The organism is Streptomyces tendae, from assembly GCF_014650435.1.
Classification (GTDB): Bacteria; Actinomycetota; Actinomycetes; order Streptomycetales; family Streptomycetaceae; genus Streptomyces; species Streptomyces tendae.
Map to the genome: position 1 here is coordinate 163,813 of NZ_BMUY01000007.1, position 18,803 is coordinate 182,615.

The 18,803-nt window shown below is 73.1% G+C and carries 16 protein-coding genes; 14 read left to right on the forward strand and 2 right to left on the reverse strand.

The window, feature by feature from the left end; genetic code table 11:
* The first annotated feature begins 159 nt into the window (after positions 1-159).
* The 8 genes from IE258_RS19895 (at position 160) to IE258_RS19930 (ending at position 9,767) form a co-directional block, all read left to right on the forward strand.
* The gene (locus tag IE258_RS19895; RefSeq protein WP_189745314.1) at positions 160-1,182 is read left to right on the forward strand and encodes a LacI family DNA-binding transcriptional regulator; all 1,023 of its coding nucleotides are present in this window, start codon (positions 160-162) and stop codon (positions 1,180-1,182) included.
* 83 nt (positions 1,183-1,265) lie between these two features.
* A complete protein-coding gene (locus IE258_RS19900) occupies positions 1,266-2,564 on the forward strand; it encodes an extracellular solute-binding protein (RefSeq protein ID WP_189745316.1) in 1,299 nt (432 codons plus the stop codon).
* Entirely contained in the window at positions 2,561-3,505 is a 945-nt protein-coding gene (locus IE258_RS19905; RefSeq protein ID WP_189745318.1) for a carbohydrate ABC transporter permease, read from the forward strand. The genes IE258_RS19900 and IE258_RS19905 overlap by 4 nt, the downstream gene beginning before the upstream one ends.
* Position 3,506: 1 nt before the next feature.
* Positions 3,507-4,409 (forward strand): carbohydrate ABC transporter permease, encoded by a 903-nt coding sequence (locus tag IE258_RS19910; protein WP_189745320.1) that lies wholly within the window; start codon positions 3,507-3,509, stop codon positions 4,407-4,409.
* A 7-nt stretch (positions 4,410-4,416) separates the two neighbouring features.
* Complete coding sequence (locus IE258_RS19915; protein WP_189745322.1) at positions 4,417-5,493, forward strand: glycoside hydrolase family 130 protein; 1,077 nt, start codon at positions 4,417-4,419, stop codon at positions 5,491-5,493.
* On the forward strand, positions 5,490-6,719 hold the full coding sequence (locus tag IE258_RS19920) for a Gfo/Idh/MocA family protein (RefSeq protein WP_189745323.1): 1,230 nt from the start codon (positions 5,490-5,492) through the stop codon (positions 6,717-6,719). The genes IE258_RS19915 and IE258_RS19920 overlap by 4 nt, the downstream gene beginning before the upstream one ends.
* A complete protein-coding gene (locus tag IE258_RS19925) occupies positions 6,716-8,338 on the forward strand; it encodes a glycoside hydrolase family 13 protein (protein WP_189745325.1) in 1,623 nt (540 codons plus the stop codon). Before IE258_RS19920 ends, IE258_RS19925 begins: the two co-directional genes overlap by 4 nt.
* Positions 8,322-9,767, forward strand: coding sequence for a phosphomannomutase/phosphoglucomutase (locus IE258_RS19930; RefSeq protein WP_189745327.1), 1,446 nt, complete (start codon positions 8,322-8,324; stop codon positions 9,765-9,767). The genes IE258_RS19925 and IE258_RS19930 overlap by 17 nt, the downstream gene beginning before the upstream one ends.
* A 36-nt stretch (positions 9,768-9,803) precedes the next feature.
* On the opposite strand, the gene IE258_RS19935 is transcribed toward IE258_RS19930, so the two are convergent.
* A complete protein-coding gene (locus IE258_RS19935; RefSeq protein WP_189745775.1) occupies positions 9,804-10,814 on the reverse strand; it encodes a glycoside hydrolase family 113 protein in 1,011 nt (336 codons plus the stop codon).
* 116 nt (positions 10,815-10,930) lie between these two features.
* On the opposite strand from IE258_RS19935, the gene IE258_RS19940 reads away from it, so the two are divergent.
* The 6 genes from IE258_RS19940 to IE258_RS19965 all read left to right on the forward strand — a co-directional run bounded on the left by IE258_RS19940 (position 10,931) and on the right by IE258_RS19965 (position 17,020).
* On the forward strand, positions 10,931-11,587 hold the full coding sequence (locus tag IE258_RS19940; RefSeq protein ID WP_189745329.1) for a TetR/AcrR family transcriptional regulator: 657 nt from the start codon (positions 10,931-10,933) through the stop codon (positions 11,585-11,587).
* A gap of 171 nt (positions 11,588-11,758) precedes the next feature.
* The gene (locus IE258_RS19945) at positions 11,759-11,983 is read left to right on the forward strand and encodes a ferredoxin (RefSeq protein ID WP_189745331.1); all 225 of its coding nucleotides are present in this window, start codon (positions 11,759-11,761) and stop codon (positions 11,981-11,983) included.
* Between the two features lie 60 nt (positions 11,984-12,043).
* Positions 12,044-13,630, forward strand: a complete 1,587-nt coding sequence (locus IE258_RS19950) for an ABC transporter substrate-binding protein (RefSeq protein WP_189745333.1) — start codon at positions 12,044-12,046, stop codon at positions 13,628-13,630.
* Positions 13,627-14,577 carry an ABC transporter permease gene (locus IE258_RS19955; RefSeq protein WP_189745335.1) on the forward strand — a complete coding sequence of 317 codons (951 nt, stop codon included), beginning with the start codon at positions 13,627-13,629 and terminating at the stop codon, positions 14,575-14,577. Before IE258_RS19950 ends, IE258_RS19955 begins: the two co-directional genes overlap by 4 nt.
* Complete coding sequence (locus tag IE258_RS19960) at positions 14,574-15,434, forward strand: ABC transporter permease subunit (protein WP_189745337.1); 861 nt, start codon at positions 14,574-14,576, stop codon at positions 15,432-15,434. The genes IE258_RS19955 and IE258_RS19960 overlap by 4 nt, the downstream gene beginning before the upstream one ends.
* Positions 15,431-17,020 (forward strand): ABC transporter ATP-binding protein, encoded by a 1,590-nt coding sequence (locus tag IE258_RS19965; protein WP_189745338.1) that lies wholly within the window; start codon positions 15,431-15,433, stop codon positions 17,018-17,020. The genes IE258_RS19960 and IE258_RS19965 overlap by 4 nt, the downstream gene beginning before the upstream one ends.
* A 62-nt stretch (positions 17,021-17,082) precedes the next feature.
* Here IE258_RS19965 and IE258_RS19970 read toward each other — a convergent pair whose 3' ends face one another.
* Entirely contained in the window at positions 17,083-18,720 is a 1,638-nt protein-coding gene (locus tag IE258_RS19970) for a (2,3-dihydroxybenzoyl)adenylate synthase (RefSeq protein ID WP_189745340.1), read from the reverse strand.
* Positions 18,721-18,803: the final 83 nt, after the last annotated feature.

Genomic DNA, 18,803 nt, shown 5'->3' on the forward strand with positions numbered 1-18,803 from the left:
GCGCCACGCCTCCGCATGTCCCGTCGAATGTGATGCGGGCCACTCTGTGAATGGTTGACCGTCCGCTTCTCAAACCGGTTTAGTGTGTGCCGTTCGAGGTTCTAAACCGGTTTGAACGCAGTCGTCGGCCTCACTGGCCGCGCGGAGGACGGGAGCGTCATGGCGCGCAAGCAGCCCACCATCGCCGATGTGGCACGGCGTGCGGGTGTCTCACGTACCTCCGTGTCGTTCGCCCTGAACGACCGTCCGGGGATCGCCGAGGAGACCAAGCAGCGCATCCTGGCCGCGGCGGCGGAACTGGGCTGGACACCGAGCCGCCCGGCCCGGGCCCTGTCCCTCGGCAAGGCGGGCGCCTTCGGACTCGTCCTCGCCCGCGAGCCCGAGGACATCGGCACCGACCTGTTCTTCCCGGCGTTCATCGCCGGCGTCGAGGTCGCCCTCGGCGAGCGGGGCGACGGACTCATGGTGCACCTCACCACGCCGGACCGGGAGCGGTCCGTCTACGAACGGCTCGCCGCCGACCGCCGGGTGGACGGCGTGCTCCTGACCGACCTGCGGCACGACGACCCGCGTCCCGCGCTGGTCCACCGGCTCGGACTGCCGGCGGTCGTGGTCGGACAGAGCGAGTGGGGCGACGGACTGACCTCGGTGAGCCTGGACGACCGGCCCGCCTACGTCGAGGCGGTCCGGCGCCTCGCCGAACTCGGCCACCGCCGTATCGCGCACGTCGAGGGACCCCAGGAGTTCCGCCACGCGCACCGGCGCCGGTCGGCCTGGGAGGAGACGCTGCGCGAGCTGGGGCTGCCCGAGGGGCCGGTGCTGCCCGGCGGCTTCACCGCGGAGGGCGGCGCGCGGGCCACCCGCGAACTGCTGACGCTGGCCGAACCGCCCACCGCGATCGTCTACGGCAACGACCTGGCCGCGACCGCCGGACTGTCCGTCGCCCTGGAACTGGGCGTCGCGGTCCCGGACCGGCTCTCGGTGGTCGGCTACGACGACACCCCCCTCACCCGCTACACCCACCCCCCGCTGTCCTCGGCCCGCGCCGACGCACGCGGGTGGGGAGAGGCGGCGGCGCGGGCCCTGGACCGGGTCCTGGCCGGCGAGGAGGTGGCACATGTCGTGCTGCCGCCGGCCGAGTTCGTCCCCCGCGCCTCGATAGGCCCGGCACCGCGTCCCTGACGCCGGGCCGCCGCCCCAGGGAGCGCGGCCAAGGATGTCCCGCCCGGCGACGAGGCCGGGTGTGAACAGTTCGGAGAGTCTTCATGCTGAGGAGAACGGCGTACGCGCTGCTGGTGCTCGCGCTCGCGGGCACCGCGACCGCCTGTGGCCGGTCGGCCCCCGACCCGGAGGCCGCCGCGACCGCCCGCGGCCCCATCACGGTCTGGCTGTCGAACAACGCCCAGGAGGTGGCCTGGGGCGAGAAGATGATCGCCGCCTGGAACAAGAGCCATCCGGGCGAGCACGTCAAGGCCCAGCAGATCCCGGCGGGCAAGACCTCCGAGGAGGCCATCAGCGCCTCCATCATCGCGGGGACGAGCGCCTGCCTGGTCTTCAACACCGCGCCCGCCTCGGTGCCGACCTTCGAGAAGCAGAACGGCCTGGTGCCGCTCAGCGAGTTCCCCGACGGCGACGCCTACATCCAGGAGCGCGGCGGCGCCCTCACGGACCAGTACAGGTCGCCGGACGGCAAGTTCTACCAACTGCCCTGGAAGAGCAACCCGGTGATGATCCTCTACAACAAGAAGATCTTCGAGAAGGCCGGGCTCGACCCCGAGCACCCCCGGCTGGCGACCTACGACCAGTTCCTGGAGACCTCCCGCACCCTCGTCCGCAGCGGGGCCGCCAAGGCCGCCATCTGGCCCGCGCCCAGCAGCGAGTTCTTCCAGTCCTGGTTCGACTTCTACCCGGCCTTCGCCGCGGAGAGCGGGGGCAGGCAGCTCGTCGAGGACGGCAAGCCGCAGTTCGACTCGCCGGCCGGCCGCCGGGCCGCCGCGTTCTGGCGCACCCTGTACGCGGAGAAACTCGCCCCGCAGGAGCTGTACCCGGGCGACGCCCTGAACGACGGGAAGGCCGCCATGGCCACCGTCGGCCCGTGGGCCGTCTCCGCCTACAAGGACAGTGTCGACATCGGCGTGGTCCCCGTACCGACCTCCACGGGCAAGCCGCCCGAGGACACGTACTCCTTCGGCGACGAGAAGTCCGCGGCGATGTTCAGTGCCTGCCGCAACCGGGCCACCGCCTGGGACCTGCTGAAGTTCGCCACCTCCGCCCAGCAGGACGGCGAGTTCCTCGACGAGACCGGGCAGATGCCGATGCGCGAGGACCTCACCGCCCGCTACCCGGCCTTCTTCACGAAGAACCCCCTGTACAAGACGTTCGCCCGGCAGGCCGAACGCATCGTCGAAGTCCCCAACGTGCCGGGCTCCGTCGACATCTGGCAGGCGTTCCGCGACGCGTGGACCAAGTCCGTCGTCTTCGGCGACGAGTCCACCGACACCGCGCTGCGCAAGGCCTCCGACAAGATCACCAAGCTGCTCGACGAGTACGGGGACCCGGCATGACGAACCTCAGCCCCACCGCCGCCGGCCCCGTCGGCGGCCGCCCGGCCCGCAAGGGCGCCGCCACCCGCCACGGCCGGGCCCGCTCCCGGGCCGGCGCGCTGTTCGTGTCCCCGTACGTGCTGTTCCTGCTCGTCGTCTTCGCCGTACCGCTGGCGTACACCCTGTGGATCTCCGTCCACCGCTTCTACTTCACGGCCCCCGGCACCCACGTCGACTCGCCCTGGGTGGGCCTGTCCAACTACCGGGACGTCTTCACCGATCCCGTGGTGGGCCGCGCCTTCCTGAACATCGGCGTCTTCCTCGTCATCAACGTGCCGCTCACCGTGCTCCTGTCGCTCGTGCTGGCCGCCGCGCTGAACGCGAAGATCCGGTTCAGGGCGTTCTTCCGCGCCGCCTACTACCTGCCGTACATCACGGCGAGCGTCGCCCTGGTCGCGGTGTGGCAGTTCCTGTTCGGCACGGACGGGTTCGTGAACAACGTCCTCGGTTCCCACGCACCGGACCCCTCGTGGCTGGTCAACTCGCACCTCGCCATGCCGATGATCGCCCTCTTCGTGACCTGGAAGCAGCTCGGCTTCTTCGTGATGCTGTACCTCGCCGCACTGCAGAACGTCGGCAGGGAACTTTACGAGGCCGCCTCCGTCGACGGCGCGGGCCGCGTCCGGCAGTTCTTCTCCGTCACCGTGCCCGGCGTGCGGCCCGCGACGACCCTGGTCGTCATCTACGCGATCATCACCGGCGCCAACCTGTTCAGCGAGCCCTACCTGCTGACCGGCGGTGGTGGTCCCGACCACGCCTCCACCTCGCCCGTCCTGCTCATGTACCAGAAGGGCATCGAGCAGGGCCACCCGGACTTCGCCGCCGCGCTCGGCGTGGTGCTGGTGGGCTTCGTCCTCGTCATCTCGCTGGCCGCCCGCAAGCTCACCGAGAGGGGCAACTGACATGAGCGCCTCGACCACCCCGGCCCCGGAGAGAGAGACCGCGCACGCCGCGAACCGCTCCCGTCCCGGCGGCTCCCGCCGGCCCTGGGGGACGGCCGCCAAGTACCTCCTGCTCGCGGCCGGCGCCGTGGCCTTCCTCTTCCCCTTCTACTACATGATCGTCGGCTCGCTGCGGAAGACGACCACCGGCGACCTGTCCTCCGCCGTGCCCAGCGGGCTCACCGGCACCAACTACACCGCCGTCAACGGCGCCATCTCGCTCGGCCGTTCACTGGTCAACTCCGGCATCATGACCATCGGTGTCCTGCTGTGCACGCTGGTCTTCGGCGTGCTCGCCGGATACGCGCTGGCCCAACTGCACTTCCGCGGCCGCGGTGCCGTGTTCGCCTCGCTGCTGCTGGTGCAGATGGTGCCCTTCCAACTCCTCACCCTGCCGCTCTACGTCCTCGTCGTCCGCGACTACGGGCTGGGCGACAACTACATCGGGATGATCCTGCCGTTCGCGATCAACTCGACGGCCGTCTTCCTGTTCCGGCAGTTCTTCCTCCAGATGCCGCAGTCCCTCTTCGAGGCCGCCCGCCTCGACGGAGCGGGTGAGCTGCGCATCCTGTGGCAGGTCGCGCTGCCGATGGCCCGGCCGGCCGTGCTCACCGCGATGCTGCTGACCTTCATCGGCCCGTGGAACGAGTTCCTGTGGCCCTTCCTGGTCACCAAGGACGCCGACATGCAGCCCCTGGCCGTCTCGCTGGCCAGCTTCCTGTCCAACCTCCAGGGCACGGTCGCAAACCCGACCGGCGCCCTGCTGGCCGGCGCCTGTGTGCTGGCCGCACCCGCCGTGGCCCTGTTCCTGCTGTTCCAGCGCCACTTCACCTCGACCGACATCGACTCCGGAGTAAAGGGCTGATTCCCCCATGAGCACCACCGGCGCCGCCGCGCGCATCCCCTACCGCCTGGTCCGCAAGGGCCTGGTCATGTCCCCGCTGCCCGGCGAGGCCAACGAGGCGGAAGGCGTCCTCAACCCCGCCTCCGGACGCACCCCCGACGGCCGCCTGCACCTGCTGCCGCGCCTGGTCGCCGAGGGCAACGTCTCCCGCGTCGGACTGGCCGAGGTCACCTTCACCGACGGCGTCCCGAGCGGTGTCGAGCGGCGCGGCGTCGTCCTCGCCCCCGACCAGGGCTGGGAGCGGGGCAGGAACAACGCGGGCGTCGAGGACCCGCGCGTCACCTGGATCCCCTCGCTCGGCAAGCACGTCATGTCCTACGTCGCCTACGGGCCGCTCGGCCCCAAGCCGGCCCTCGCCGTGTCCGAGAACCTCACCGACTGGACCCGGCTGGGCCCCCTCCAGTTCGCCTACCAGCCCGACCTCGACACGGACCTGAACCTCTTCCCGAACAAGGACGTCGTCCACTTCCCCGAGCCCGTGCCCGGTCCCGACGGCGAGCCCGCCTACGCGATGCTGCACCGTCCCATGTGGGACCTGGGCTGGTTCCGGCCCGGCGAAGGCGTCCACCTGCCCGCCGGTGTCAGTGACGAACGGCCCGGCATCTGGATCTCCTACGTCCCCGTCGCCGAGGCCCAGGCCGACATCCGGGCCCTGGCCCGACCGCGCGACCACCGCCTCGTCGCCCTGTCCGAACACCCCTGGGAGGAGCTGAAGATCGGCGGCGGCCCCGCCCCCGTGCGCGTGCCCGAGGGCTGGCTGCTCCTCCACCACGGCGTGTCCGGACACATCGAGGACCCCTTCGAGCAGAACCAGAAGGTGTCCTACGCGGCCGGCGCCATGATCCTCGACCCGGCCGACCCGGCGAAGGTCCTCGCCCGCTCCGAGGAGCCGCTGATGGCACCCGAGACCGAGGAGGAGCGGGCCGGCACCGTCCCCAACGTCGTCTTCCCCACCGCCATCGAGGAGATCGACGGACAGCTCTACGTGTTCTACGGCATGGCCGACGCCCACATCGGCGTCGCCCTGCTGGAGCGCACCGCATGAGCCCGGCGACGGCCCCGCTCGGCCTCGGCCTGGTCGGCTGCGGCGGCTTCGGGGCGTTCCTCCTGGACGCCGTCGCCGACCTGCCGGGGCTGCGTCCGGTCGCCGTCGCCGACCCCGACCCCCGGCGGGCGGCGGCCCTCGGCCGACGGCACGGCGTCCCCGCCCTGGCCGGCCTGGACGAACTCCTGGCCCGCGAGGAGGTGGCGGTCGTCGCCGTCGCCACCCCGCCGGCCGCGCACGCCGCCATGGCCACGGCCGCGCTGCGCGCCGGACGGCACGTGTTCTGCGAGAAGCCCCTGGCCACCACGGCCCGGTACGCCGAGGCGGTGGCGGACGAGGCCGAGCGCGCGGGCCGGGTCCTCGTCGTCGACCACGTGCTGCGCTACAACCCGCTGCTGCGAGCCGCGGAACGGCTCATCGGCGAGGCACTGCTCGCGCCCCCGCGCCGGTTCCTGTTCGAGAACGACGCCTCCGACGAGGACCTCGACCCCGGCCACTGGTTCTGGGACCGCGAGCACAGCGGCGGCACCTTCGTCGAGCACGGCGTGCACTTCTTCGACGCGGCCCGCGCCCTCCTGGGCTCCGACCCGCTCAGCGTGCGCGCGACCGCCGTCCGGCGGCCCGGCGGCGGCCCCGTCGACATGGTCAGCGCCGACGTGCTCCATCCGGGCGGTGTCCTCGCCTCCCACCTGCACTCCTTCACCCACGCCCACCGCTGCGAACGCCAGCTCATGCGCCTGGACCACGGCTTCGCCGAGACCCGGATCGACGGCTGGATCCCGGTGCGCGCGGAGATCTCCGCCTGGACCGACGAGGACGGCGCCCGGGCCTGGGAGCAACTGCCCGCGCGGGCCGGGGCGCTGCTGCGCGTGGAGGGCTTCCGCCCGCACGGCGACGAGCGCGTCTCGGTCGCCGTGGAACGCGACGCCGGCACCGCCCGCCCCGTACGCGGACGCGGGGAGCAGCGGGTCGCACCGCACCACGTCCGCGCCGTGCTCGACCTCGGCGGCGAGGCACGCAAGCCGTACGTCTACCGCGAGAGCGTCCGGGCCGCGGCCGCCGACCTGATCCGCGTCGCCCGCGACGGCGGCACCCCGGTCGCCGACGCCCGCGCGGGCCTCACCGCGGTGGCCGTCGCCGAGGCCGCCACGCTGGCCGCCGACACCGGCGTCGCCCAGCCCGTACCGGCCCTCGTGGCCGGCTCTCGCCCCGGGGAGCCCGCATGAGCTGGTGGCAGGACACCGTGTGCTACGAGCTGTACCCGCGTGCCTTCGCCGACTCGGACGGCGACGGCATCGGCGACCTCGCCGGCGCCACCGCACGCCTCGGCCACATCGCCGAACTGGGCGCGGACGCCGTGTGGATCACCCCCTTCTACCCGTCCCCGCTCGCCGACGGCGGCTACGACATCGCCGACCACACCGGCGTCGCCGCGGACCTCGGCACCGGCGCGGACTTCGACCGGCTCACCGCCCGCGCCCACGCCCTCGGCCTGAAGCTCATGGTCGACCTCGTGCCCAACCACACCTCCGACCGGCACCCCTGGTTCCGGGCGGCGCTGACGGCAGGACCCGGCTCTCCGGAACGCGGACGCTACCTGTTCCGCCCCGGGCGCGGCGCACACGGTGAACTCCCGCCCAACGACTGGCAGTCGGCCTTCGGTGGTCCCGCCTGGACCCGGGTCGCCGACGGTGAGTGGTACTGCCACCTGCACGCCCCCGAACAACCCGACCTCGACTGGCGCGACGAAGGCGTGCGCTCCGCCTTCACCGACATCCTGCGGTACTGGCTGGACCGGGGCGTGGACGGCTTCCGTGTCGACGTCGCCCACGCGCTGTTCAAGGCCGAGGGCCTGCCCGACGCGGGACCCGGCCAGCACCGCGACCCCCTGCGCAACCACCTCATGCCGTACTACGACCAGGAGGAGCTGCACCCGCTGTACCGCGCCTGGCGCACCCTGCTGGACACGCACCCGGCACCGCCCGGCGCGGTGCCCCCGGGCCAGCGGGTGATGGTCGCCGAGGCCGCGGTGTTCGACCCCGAAAGGCTCGCCCGCTACATCCGCCCCGACGAGATGCACCAGGCCTTCAACTTCGCCTTCCTGGAGGCGGCCTGGGACCCGGCGGAGCTGCGCCGCGTCATCGACGCCTCGCTGTCCGCACCGGGCGGCGGATCGGTCACCTGGCTGCTCTCCAGCCACGACGCGGTCCGCCCCGTGACCCGCCTCGGCTTGACGGCCAGGGCCCGGGCCGCGGCCCTGCTCATGCTCGCGCTGCCCGGCTCGGCGTACCTCTACCAGGGCGAGGAACTCGGCCTGCCGCAGGCCACCGTCCCCGACGACCGCATCCGGGACCCGCTGTGGGAACGCTCCGGACACACCGACCGGGGCCGCGACGGCTCCCGCGTCCCGCTGCCCTGGTCCGGCGACCGCGCCCCGTACGGCTTCACCACCGCCGGCCCCGGGGACACCTGGCTGCCGCAGCCGGACGACTGGGCCCGCCACACCGTGGCCGCCCAGGACCGCGACCCCGACTCGACACTCGCCCTGTACCGCGACGCCCTGCGCCTGCGCCGCGCCCACCCCGCGCCCGACCCGACGGCCCCGCCCCACTGGTACTCGGCGCCCGACGACTCCCACCTCGCCTTCCGGCGCGGCGCGCTGGCCTGCGTCGTCAACCTCGGCACCGAGCCGCTGCGCCGGTCCGCACTCGGCGTGCCGGGCCGCCCGGTACTGGCCAGCGGCCCCACCGACGGCCACGACCTGCCACCCGACACCGCCCTGTGGCTCCTGGACACGCCCGCCCCGCAGCAGCACGAAAGAGACACCCATGACCGCCCCCGCTGACCGCTCCCCGCACACCGACCTGTCCGCCCTCGTCAAGGCCTACGACGTGCGCGGTGTCGTACCGGACCAGTGGGACGAGGGAACGGCCGAACTGTTCGGGGCCGCGTTCGTCCAGGTCACCGGCCCCCGCGCCGTCGTGACCGGACACGACATGCGGGCCTCCTCGCCGGGCCTCGCACGGGCCTTCGCGCGAGGAGCCACGGCACAGGGCGCGGACGTCGTAGCGACGGGTCTGTGCTCGACGGACCAGCTGTACTACGCCTCCGGCACCCTCGATCTGCCCGGCGCCATGTTCACCGCGTCGCACAACCCCGCGCGCTACAACGGCATCAAGATGTGCCGGGCCGGCGCCGTGCCCGTCGGCCAGGACAGCGGGCTCCGGGACATCCGCACGCTGGTCGAGCAGTGGACCGACGCGGGCGGACCGCCCCCGGCCGTGCCGCGCCCCGGCACCCTCACCCACCGCGACACGCTGGACGAGTACGCGGCTCACCTGCGTGGTCTCGTCGACCTGACCGGCATCCGCCCGCTGAAGGTCGTCGTCGACGCGGGCAACGGCATGGCCGGTCACACCGTGCCCACGGTCCTGGCGGGCCTGCCGCTGGACGTCGTGCCCCTGTACTTCGAGCTGGACGGCGGCTTCCCCCACCACGAGGCCAACCCGCTCGACCCGGCCAACATCGTGGACCTCCGGCGGCGGGTCCGCGCCGAGGGTGCGGACCTCGGCCTCGCCTTCGACGGTGACGCCGACCGGTGCTTCGTCGTCGACGAGCGGGGCGAACCCGTGTCGCCCTCCGCGATCACCGCACTCGTCGCCCTGCGCGAACTGGACCGGAGGCCGGGCGCCACCGTCCTGCACAACCTGATCACCTCACGCACGGTTCCCGAGGTGATCCGCGAGGCGGGCGGGACTCCCGTGCGCACTCGCGTCGGCCACTCCTTCATCAAGGCCGAGATGGCGCGCACCGGTGCCGTGTTCGGCGGCGAACACTCCGCGCACTACTACTTCGCCGACTTCTGGAACGCCGACACCGGCATGCTCGCGGCGCTGCACGTCCTCGCCGAACTCGGCTCTCACGAGGGCCCGTTGTCGTCCCTCACCCGGCGCTTCGACCGCTACGCCGCCTCCGGTGAGATCAACTCGGCCGTCGACGACCCGCCCGCCCGCATCCTCGCCGTCCGCGCCGCCTGGCAGGACCGGCCGGGCGTCACGGTCGACGAGCTCGACGGCCTCACCGTCACCGGACCCGACTGGTGGTTCAACCTCCGCCCCTCCAACACCGAACCCCTCCTGCGCCTCAACGTCGAGGCCCGCACCCTGGAGACGGTGAGGGACCTGCGCGACGAGGTCCTGGGCCTGGTTCGGGCCGGCGGGCCCGTGGCCATGCCCCCCGCAATCCGGGTATCGACTGCGGACTCGGCCCCATAAAGGATGAAAGACGTCCGATTCTTCTGTCGGTGACTGTTACCTCCGGTACCGCCGGGCCACGGCCGTGAAGGCGGCCTTGGGCTCCCATTCCATGTCGGGGTAGGTGTGTCCCCGATGTCCTTCGAGGAGTTTGACGATGCCCAGGCCGGCTCGGTCCAGGTCTTCCCTGGGGTCGCCGTCCGGGCGGTGCGGGTAGCCGGCCAGGGCGAACAGGAACACGAACGCGCTGTCCACGCCTTCGGTCTCGAAGATCTCCAACAGCTCGCTCAGATACGCGGCCTGGCCGGCCTCGTCGCGCTCGTACACGCCGTTCAGCCGCACGGGGGCCTTGGTCCGCGGGTGGTGCTCGACCACTTCCAGTACCCGCCCGCCGCGGTCTCCCGCGCCGCGGTAGGCCGCGGTGCCGAAGCCGGTGATGGCGAGCGGCTTCGGGCCCTGGGCCAGGGTGCGCACCGCGTCCCGGAACCGGTCGGCGACCTCGGCGGAGCGGAGCAGTTCGTACGTCACCACGTCGAAGGGGGTCCAGTCGACCTGCTCGAACTGGATGGCCGCGTAGGTGAGCGGGCCCTGGAAGTGCTCGCGGATCGTGGCGACGGCCTCGCGGAGGAACGTGTTGACGCGCACGCCGAGTTCGCGCATGGCCTCGGCCCGCCGCTCGGGTCGGCTCAGCAGTTGCCCGACCCGTTCCTCGGGGCTTTCTCCGGGCAGGAACCCGAGGTTCATCACGCTCAGTTCGACCCCTGCGACGAACACGACCGAGGCGCCCTGCTGCCGGAGCCGTTCCGCTCGCGCGGCGCAGTCGCTCAAGAGCGCGAGGATCTGCTCCGGGCGCAGCTCCAGCGGATACGGCGAGAACCAGATCTCCAGGCCGAGTTCGGCGGCCGCGTCGGCTGCCACCGCGAGTCGGTCCGGGTCGCCGCCGATGATCTGGACCGCGTTGCAGTGCAGGTCGTCACGGATGATGGCGAGCTCGCGCCGGACCACGGCGGGGTCGAAGTCCTCGCGGGACAGCCGGCCGTGCGCGACGAGTCCGGTGTCGTAGGTCATTCCTCTGGCTCGCACGGTGGCGTCCTCTCTGTCGGTTTCGGGAGGGTCGAGGCTGACAGGAAAAGTGCGTGCACGCAAGTTTGCGGGCGCGCAGTTCCGTGTGACAGGCTCGGGCCGTGACGACACCACCACCGGGGCTGCGGGAGCGGAAGAAGCGGGCCACGCGCGAGGCGCTGCGCGAGGCGGCCCTTCGGCTGGCCGTGGAGCGCGGGCCGGACCAGGTGCGGGTGGAGGACATCGCCGAGGCGGCCGGGGTCTCGCCGCGCACCTACAACAACTACTTCGCCAGCCGTGAGCAGGCGATCGTCTCCGCGGTGACCGCGGACCGGGAAGAGCGGATCGCGGCGGCGGTGGCGGCCCGGCCGGCCGGAGTGCGCCTGGCCGACGCCGTCACCGAAGCGGTGGTCGAGCAGTACGCGCACGAGGGTGAGCGTGAACGCGGAGTCCTGCTGCTGATCACCACGCGGACCGCGCTGCGCGACGCCTTCCTCGGCAGCACCGCCGGCATCGAGGCCCCTCTGTCGGCGGTGATCGCCGAACGTCTGGAGGGCGCCGGAGCGCAGACGGCCCGCGTTCTCGCGGCAAGCGTCGCCGCGGCGGTTCGCATCGCGCTGGAAGGCTGGCTGCGGCCCCCCGGGGGCGGAGAGGCTGCCGCGGATCTCGGCGTCGCGGGACTGGTCGTGCCCTCGGGGTCGCTGTCCGACCGGCTCCGTGCCGCCCTGGCCCCGCTCGCGCCCGCGTTCGACGCCGCCGAGCAACGCACCCGGCAGTGACGCCGGTTACTCCGCGCCACTGAACCAACGTGCGCCTGCGGAGCCGCGGTCCCACGCGATTCATGGTGTCCGGCGTCCGCCCTGCGGGCACTTGTTGAATATGGATGTCATTACCGACTAATGTCTGAGTGCCGAACAGGCGCCCGCGTGGGCGGTAACAGGGGAGTCCCCATGTCCTTGGCAGGTCAGGCGTCCGAGACCGCGAAGTTCAGTGCCGCACGGGACCGGTGTGTGGGGGCCGGGCAGTGCGTGCTCGCTGCACCGGCCGTCTTCGACCAGGACGAGCAGAAAGGGCTCGTCCTCGTCCTGGACGAGAACCCTCCCGCGGCCCAGTCGGACGCGGTGCGCCAGGCCGTGCGCGCCTGCCCGTCCGGCGCCCTCGCCCTGCGCCGGTAGCACACGCCGCGGCTCGAACCGCGGCGAGCCGATCAACCCAGTAGAACGTCAAGGAGAAGCATGTCCAGACAGATCGACCGCCGTGCCTTCCTCCGTCGCGGCGCGGCGGGGGCCGCCGCTCTGGCGGTGGGACCCGGCCTGCTGGCGGCATGCTCCACCGACGAACCCGGCGCCGCCGGGAAGTCCGGCCCGGGTTCCTCGCCCCGCTCGGGCGGCACGCTGCGGGCCGCCTTCGTCGGAGGCGGCGCCTCCGAGACGCTCGACTTCTTCAACGGCCCCTCCGCACTGGACCTGGTGCGAGCCCGGGCATGGCACGGCACCCTGGGCAACCTCGATCCCAGCGGTCCCGACGGCGTGCGGTACGGAGTGCTCAAGGCGATCGACATCTCCGACGACCTGTCGACGTACACGCTGCACGTGCGGCCCGGCGTCCGCTTCACCGACGGCTCCCGGCTGACCTCCGCCGACATCCTGCACTCCCTCAGCGCGCTCGCCGGCAAGAGCAAGCTGCCCGTGTACCGGCTCGCCGCCGCCAACTTCGACCTCGCGCGCGCCCGCGCCGACGGCGACCTGAAGGTGGTACTGCCCACCCTTCGGCCCATCGCCGACGGCCGTCTGATCCTCTGCCAGGGCAACTTCCTCGTCGTCAAGGACGGCACCGCACGCTTCCGCAAGGGCATGCCCAGCTGCGGCCCCTTCCGGCTGACCGAGTTCACGGCAGGCCAGGGCTCGGCGTTCGAGCGCTACGACGACCACTACGGCCACGTGCCCCACCTCGACGGTCTGGAACTGCGGTCGATCGCGGACTCGACGGCCAGGGCGGGGGCGCTCACCGGCGGCGAGATCGACTTCGCCCACGACCTCTCGCCGGTCACCGCGCGCACCCTCGCTGACGATGCCAAGGTCGAACTGGCCCCCACGAAGAGCCCTTACCTGGTCGGCCTCTCCTTCCAGATGAACATGAGCGCCGAGCCCTTCGACGACCCGCGGGTGCGGGAGGCGTTCAAACTCGCGGTCGACCGCGAGGCCATGGTGAAGACCGTGTTCTACGGCAACGCCGAGGTCGGCAACGACCTGCCCTCCATCGGATTCCCCGACTACGCCGACGGCATCCCCCAGCGCGCCCACGACCCAAACCGGGCCCGCCGACTCCTCGACGAGGCCGGCGCCGACGGGATCACGGTCCGACTGACCACCGGCCCCGAGACACCGGGCATGGTGGAGATGGCCACGCTCTTCGTCGAGGACCTGAAGAAGATCGGTGTGCGGGCGTCCGTCCGCGAGCTGCCCGCGGGTCAGCTCTACGCCGACTTCCCCGCGTACTCGGCCCTGCCACTGGCCGGTTCGTACCAGATGCCCATCCCCGCGCTGTCGACCTACCAGATGAACACGGCGGGCGGATCGCCGTCCGCGTTCGGCTGGAAGAAGTCCGAGACCGACGCCCTCGTGGCGCGGGCCCGCGCCACGAGCGACCCGGAGCAGGCCAAGAAGCTGGGCACGCAGGCCCAGCGCACCCGTTGGGAAGAGGGCAACCAGGTGCTGCCGGTCTTCAAACCGAACCTGAACGCCCAGGCCAAGGGCGTCGACGGGATATCCGACGACCTCTTCGAACAGTTCCCCGGCTTCTCCCGGGCGTCGCTGGCGTGAAGCTGCTCGCCTTCGCCGCCCGTCGCCTGGCCGGGGCCGCCGTCCTGCTCGTCCTGCTGTCGGCCGCGGTCTTCGCGGCCACGGCGGTCCTCCCCGGAGACGCCGTCAGCGCGGTCGCCGGCGTGGACGCCTCCGAGGCCCAACGCGCCGAAGTCCGGGCGGAACTGGGGCTGGACCGGCCCGCGGCCGAGCGGTACGCCCACTGGGCGGCGGACGCGGTCCGGGGGGATCTGGGCCACGGCTTCGTGGGCGAACGACCGGTCACCGAGGTCCTCGCCACCCGCCTGCCCAACAGCCTGCTCCTCGCCGCACTGACGCTCGCCGTCACCGCGCCGCTCGCCGCGCTGCTCGGCCTGTGGACGGGGATGCGCGGCGGCGGCGCCGACCGCTTCGTCTCGACGACCGCCCAGATCCTGGCCGCCGTACCGGAGTTCGTCGTCGCCGCGCTGCTCGTCGCCGTGCTGGCGGTGTGGCTGGAGGCCCTGCCGCGGGTCTCCGTCATCCCGCTGGGAGGCACCCCGCTCGACGTCCCGCACGCGCTGGTCCTGCCCGTACTGACGCTCAGCGCGGTCGGTCTCGCGGTGGCCACCAGGCTGCTGCGGGCCTCCGTGGCGGACACCGCGGCCACGCCGTACTGCGAAGCCGCACGGCTCAACGGCGTGCACGGCGTCCGACTCGCGGTGCGCCACATCCTCCCCAACGCGGCGGGACCGGCCGTTCAGGCGCTCACCCTCACCACGGGGGCCCTGGTCGGCTCCGCGGTGGTGGTGGAGAACGTCTTCGACTACCCGGGAATCGGCCGGGAACTGCACCTGGCCGTCGCGGCGCGGGACGTACCGATGGTGCAGGGCATCGCCACCGCCCTGGTCGCGGTGATGCTCGTGGTGCTGCTGCTGGGCGACATCTGCGCGCGTCTGCTGGGCGCACGGGAGGGACACGGCCGATGACGACGGTTCTGACACCACCACCGAGGCGGGCCCGCCCGAGCCGGGCCGGCACGCCCGCGCGCCGACGCCGGCCGCTGGTCACCGGGGCGTTCACGCTGCTCGTCCTGCTGCTCGCCCTGCTGGGTCCGCTGGCCGCGCCGCACAGCCCCACCGCGCAGCTCGCCGCGCCCTTCCAGCAGCCGGACGGACAGTTCCTCCTCGGCACCGACGTGCTGGGCAGGGACGTGGCGAGCCGGGTGCTCGGCGGCGGCCGCACCATCGTCCTCACCGCGCTGGCGGGGACGGCGGCGGCAGGCGCCGTCGGGCTGGCCGCCGGTGTCCTGGCGGCCATGGTCTCCCGCCGGCTGGGCGACCTGCTGGTCCGCTGCGTGGACGCGCTCGCCGTCGTCCCCGCCCTCCTGGTCGTCCTCGTCCTGGCCGCCGGATTCCCCGGGAGCCACGCCGCCCTGGTGACAGCCGTCGCCCTGGCCACCGCCCCCTTCTCCACCCGGGTGCTGCGGGCGGCCGCGGACACGGTCCTGGACAGCGGGTACGTCGAGGCCGCGTTGGCCCGGGGTGACACCCGGCGGGCCGTGCTGCGCCACGACGTGCTGCCCAACATCGCCGGACCGGCCCTCACGGACACCGCGCTGCGCCTGGTCGCCGCCCTGCACCTCACCGCCACCGCGGGCTTCCTCGGCCTCGGACCGGGAGGAGCGGCGCCCGACTGGGGACGCATGGTGAGCGAGAACGTCCCCGGGGCGACCCTGGCCGCCGCGCCGTTCCTGGCTCCGGCCCTGCTGCTGATCCTGATCTCCGTCTGCGTCGGCCTGCTGGCCGGGAGGCTGGCGGACACGGTGGGAAGGGGAGCCGCATGACCGGCGACGCGACCGTCCGCCCGTCGGGGGAGGACCCGATCGGCGAGCTCTGCGGGCTGTCCCTCGGTCCTGCGGCCGGCGGTCCGCCCGTCCTGCACGACGCCCACCTGTCGATGCCGCGCGGGGGAGTACTGGGGGTCGTGGGCAGGTCGGGGTCGGGCAAGAGCAGCCTGGCGTACAGCCTGCTCGGACATGTACGGCCGGGCCTGGAGGTGCGGGCCGGAACCGTCCGGGTGGCGGGCCTCGACCCGTTCGTCCGCCGGGACGCCCGCGCACTGCGGGGGCGCGTGGTGTCGTACCTGGGGCAGGACCCCGCCGCCTCGCTCAACCCCGCGCTCCGGATCGGCACACAGCTGGCCGAGGCGGTGCGCCTGCGCTCCTCCGCGACGCGCGGGTCGCAGGTCCGCCGGCGCGTCGACGAACTGCTCCGTTCGGTGCGGCTGCCGGCCGACCCGGCGTTCCGGCGACGGCTGCCGCGGCAGGTGTCGGGCGGGCAGGCGCAACGGGTGGCCCTCGCCATCGCGTTGGCCGGCAGCCCCCGCCTCCTGGTCCTCGACGAGCCCACCAGCGGTCTGGACACGGTCCTGGCCGACGGGATGCGGGACCTGCTGGCCGAGGTCCTGTCCGACGGGGACCGCGCCGCGTTGCTGGTCAGCCACGACCCCGCGTGGATCGCGTCCGTGGCGGACGAAGTGATCCGCCTGGAAGCGGGCCGCATCGTCGGCGCCGGGCCGCCCCGGGCGCCGCTACCCGCTCCGCGCTCGTTCGCGAGCGCCCCGGTGGCGGGCCCCGGCCCGGAGAGCACCCGGAGTGCCGCTCCGGTCGGAGCCCTGTCCGTACGCGGTCTCGACGCGGCCCATGGACGGGTACCCGTGCTGCACGACGTCTCGCTCACCGTCCCCGCAGGCTCCTGCACCGCGGTCGTGGGCCCCTCGGGCTCGGGCAAGACCACCCTCGCCCGGTGTCTCGCGGGGCTGCACCGGACCGCGCGGGGGAGTGTCGAGTGGCGGGAGGACGGCGCGGAACGAGGGCGCGCGGCCCCCGTGCAACTCGTCGCGCAGGACGCCCGCGGCGCCCTCAATCCCCGCGAATCCGTGAATGCCGCGCTCCTGCGCCCCCTCAGGGGAGTGGGGCGCCGGTCCGCCGGCGACGCCTCCCGCGAAGCCGTGCGGCTGCTCGGCCTGGTCGGTCTGGACGCGGACGTGCTGGCCCGCCGGCCGGGGGAGTTGTCGGGAGGCCAGCGTCAACGCGTCGCACTGGCCCGGACGCTGGCTGCCGAGCCGCGCGTCCTGGTCTGCGACGAGATCACCTCCGCGCTGGACCCGGAGACGGCCGGCGGCGTCCTCGACCTGCTGGACTCGCTGCGGCACACGCTGGCAGTGACGGTCGTGATGGTGACGCACGACCTGACGGCAGCCACCGGTCACGCGCAACAGGTCGTCGTCCTGGACGCGGGACGAGTGGTGGAGGCCGGTGCCGCGGACCGCGTGCTGAGGACTCCGGAGCATCCCGTCACCAGGGCACTGCTCGCCCACGCCGCGTCCGCCGCCCCTGCCGTCCCCGCCGTACCGGACCTGCGGCGGTGAAAGGCCCTTTACGGCCGGCGGGAGGAGCGCCCGGGGCACCGGACGCTCCTGCGCGCGCGGCGTCACGGCTGAGGCAACTCCTGTGCCAGTGCGGCCTTGTCGACCTTCCCGACCGCGGTGAGCGGAAGCGCGGGGACCCGCACCACCTCGTCCGGAGCCTTGTAACCGGCCAGCCCGCGCTCCTTCAGATGGGCGGCGACCTCGCGCACGCCGGGCGCCGCACCCGTGCAGACGACGAAGGCGACGGACCGTTCACCCCACCGCTCGTCGGGCACACCGACCAGCGCCGCCGCCGTGATCGCGGGATGCGTCATCAGCTGTTCCTCCACCTCGACCGCGGCGACCTTCTCCCCACCGCGGTTGATCTGGTCCTTGATCCGCCCCACCACCACGAGGTGACCGGACGGCAGCCGCCGCACCACGTCCCCGGAGCGGTAGTGGCCGTCCGGGGTGAACGCCGTGCGATTGTGCTCCTCGGCCCGGTAATAGCCGCGCAGCGTGTACGGGCCCCGGGTGAGCAGCTCACCCGCCGTACCGTCCGGCACGGGCCTGCCGTCGGCGTCCACCACGAGCACCTCGTCGTCGGGCGAGACGGGCCGGCCCTGGGTGGCGCAGACGAGGTCCTCGGGGTCGTCGAGGCGGGTGAGGTTGATCAGACCCTCCGCCATGCCGAAAACCTGCTGCACGGTCACTCCGAGCGCCGGTCCCAGCTTGCGTGCGTGGTCCTCGGGCAGCCGCGCCCCGCCGACCTGCACCACCGAGAGGCTCCCCAGGTCCCAGGAACCCGAGGCGGCCTCGTCGATCCAGTGGGGTACGAGCGGCGGGGTCAGCGAGGTCAGGGTCACGCCCTCCCGCTCGACGAGGGCGTACGCCGTCTGCGGGCTGGGGTCGGGCGCGACGACGACGGTTCCCCCGGCCATGAGGGTGCCCAGCACACCGGGGCAGGCGAAGGCGAAGTTGAACCCGAGGGGAAGCACCGCCAGGTACACGGACCGCGCGTCGAGTGCGCACACCTCCGCGCACGCGCGCGCGTTGTAGGAGTAGTCGTCGTGGGTGCGCGGGATGAGTTTCGGAAGTCCCGTGGTGCCGCCGGACAGCAGCAGGAGGGCGACATCGGCGGCGTCCGCACCGCCGTCGTCGGCGGCGGGACCGGACTCGGCCGGTGCCTGGGTGCGCAGCGCCTCGAAGGGCACGAAGCCCTCCTCGGGCCCCGGTTCGCCGACCACCACGACGTGCCGCAGCGAGCCGCCCGGCCCCTGCTCCGCCCGCACCTCGCGCATCAGCTCCCGGTGGTCGAACCGGGCGTGCCGGTCGGGCACCACGCAGGCCACGGCGCCCGCGACGCGCACCAGATGTCCGATCTCCCGGCGCCGGTGGCCCGGCATGGCGTGCACCGGAACGGCGCCGAGCCGCTGCAACCCGAACCACACGAGCAGGAACTCCGCGCAGTTGGGGAGTTGGACGACCACGCGGTCACCCCGCCCGATCCCGAGCCCGCGCAGTCCGCGGGCCGCACGGTCCGCTTCGGCGTCCAGTTCCGCGTAGGTCCACCGCCGTTCGCCGTCGACCAGGGCGACACGCCCTCCATGGGCGGCCGCGGACGCGCGCAGCCGGGCGCCGAAGGTCACCCCCTGCCAGTGTCCGGCGGCTCGGTAGCGCGCCGATTCGGCTTCGGACCAGGTCCGTCGAGTCTCGGTCATGGGGCTTCGCCTCTCATTGCCGGGCCTCCGGCTCTGGCGCCGAGTCCCGTCGTGTGATTACGATGTGAAGTATAGAAATGATA

Excerpts from the sequence above, each read along its gene's own strand:
- IE258_RS19895 (WP_189745314.1), top strand. The coding sequence starts at position 160 with ATGGCGCGCAAGCAGCCCACCATCGCCGATGTGGCACGGCGTGCGGGT.
- IE258_RS19900 (WP_189745316.1), top strand. The coding sequence starts at position 1,266 with ATGCTGAGGAGAACGGCGTACGCGCTGCTGGTGCTCGCGCTCGCGGGC.
- IE258_RS19905 (WP_189745318.1), top strand. The coding sequence starts at position 2,561 with ATGACGAACCTCAGCCCCACCGCCGCCGGCCCCGTCGGCGGCCGCCCG.
- IE258_RS19910 (WP_189745320.1), top strand. The coding sequence starts at position 3,507 with ATGAGCGCCTCGACCACCCCGGCCCCGGAGAGAGAGACCGCGCACGCC.
- IE258_RS19915 (WP_189745322.1), top strand. The coding sequence starts at position 4,417 with ATGAGCACCACCGGCGCCGCCGCGCGCATCCCCTACCGCCTGGTCCGC.
- IE258_RS19920 (WP_189745323.1), top strand. The coding sequence starts at position 5,490 with ATGAGCCCGGCGACGGCCCCGCTCGGCCTCGGCCTGGTCGGCTGCGGC.
- IE258_RS19925 (WP_189745325.1), top strand. The coding sequence starts at position 6,716 with ATGAGCTGGTGGCAGGACACCGTGTGCTACGAGCTGTACCCGCGTGCC.
- IE258_RS19930 (WP_189745327.1), top strand. The coding sequence starts at position 8,322 with ATGACCGCCCCCGCTGACCGCTCCCCGCACACCGACCTGTCCGCCCTC.
- IE258_RS19935 (WP_189745775.1), bottom strand. The coding sequence starts at position 10,814 with ATGACCTACGACACCGGACTCGTCGCGCACGGCCGGCTGTCCCGCGAG.
- IE258_RS19945 (WP_189745331.1), top strand. The coding sequence starts at position 11,759 with ATGTCCTTGGCAGGTCAGGCGTCCGAGACCGCGAAGTTCAGTGCCGCA.
- IE258_RS19950 (WP_189745333.1), top strand. The coding sequence starts at position 12,044 with ATGTCCAGACAGATCGACCGCCGTGCCTTCCTCCGTCGCGGCGCGGCG.
- IE258_RS19960 (WP_189745337.1), top strand. The coding sequence starts at position 14,574 with ATGACGACGGTTCTGACACCACCACCGAGGCGGGCCCGCCCGAGCCGG.
- IE258_RS19965 (WP_189745338.1), top strand. The coding sequence starts at position 15,431 with ATGACCGGCGACGCGACCGTCCGCCCGTCGGGGGAGGACCCGATCGGC.
- IE258_RS19970 (WP_189745340.1), bottom strand. The coding sequence starts at position 18,720 with ATGACCGAGACTCGACGGACCTGGTCCGAAGCCGAATCGGCGCGCTAC.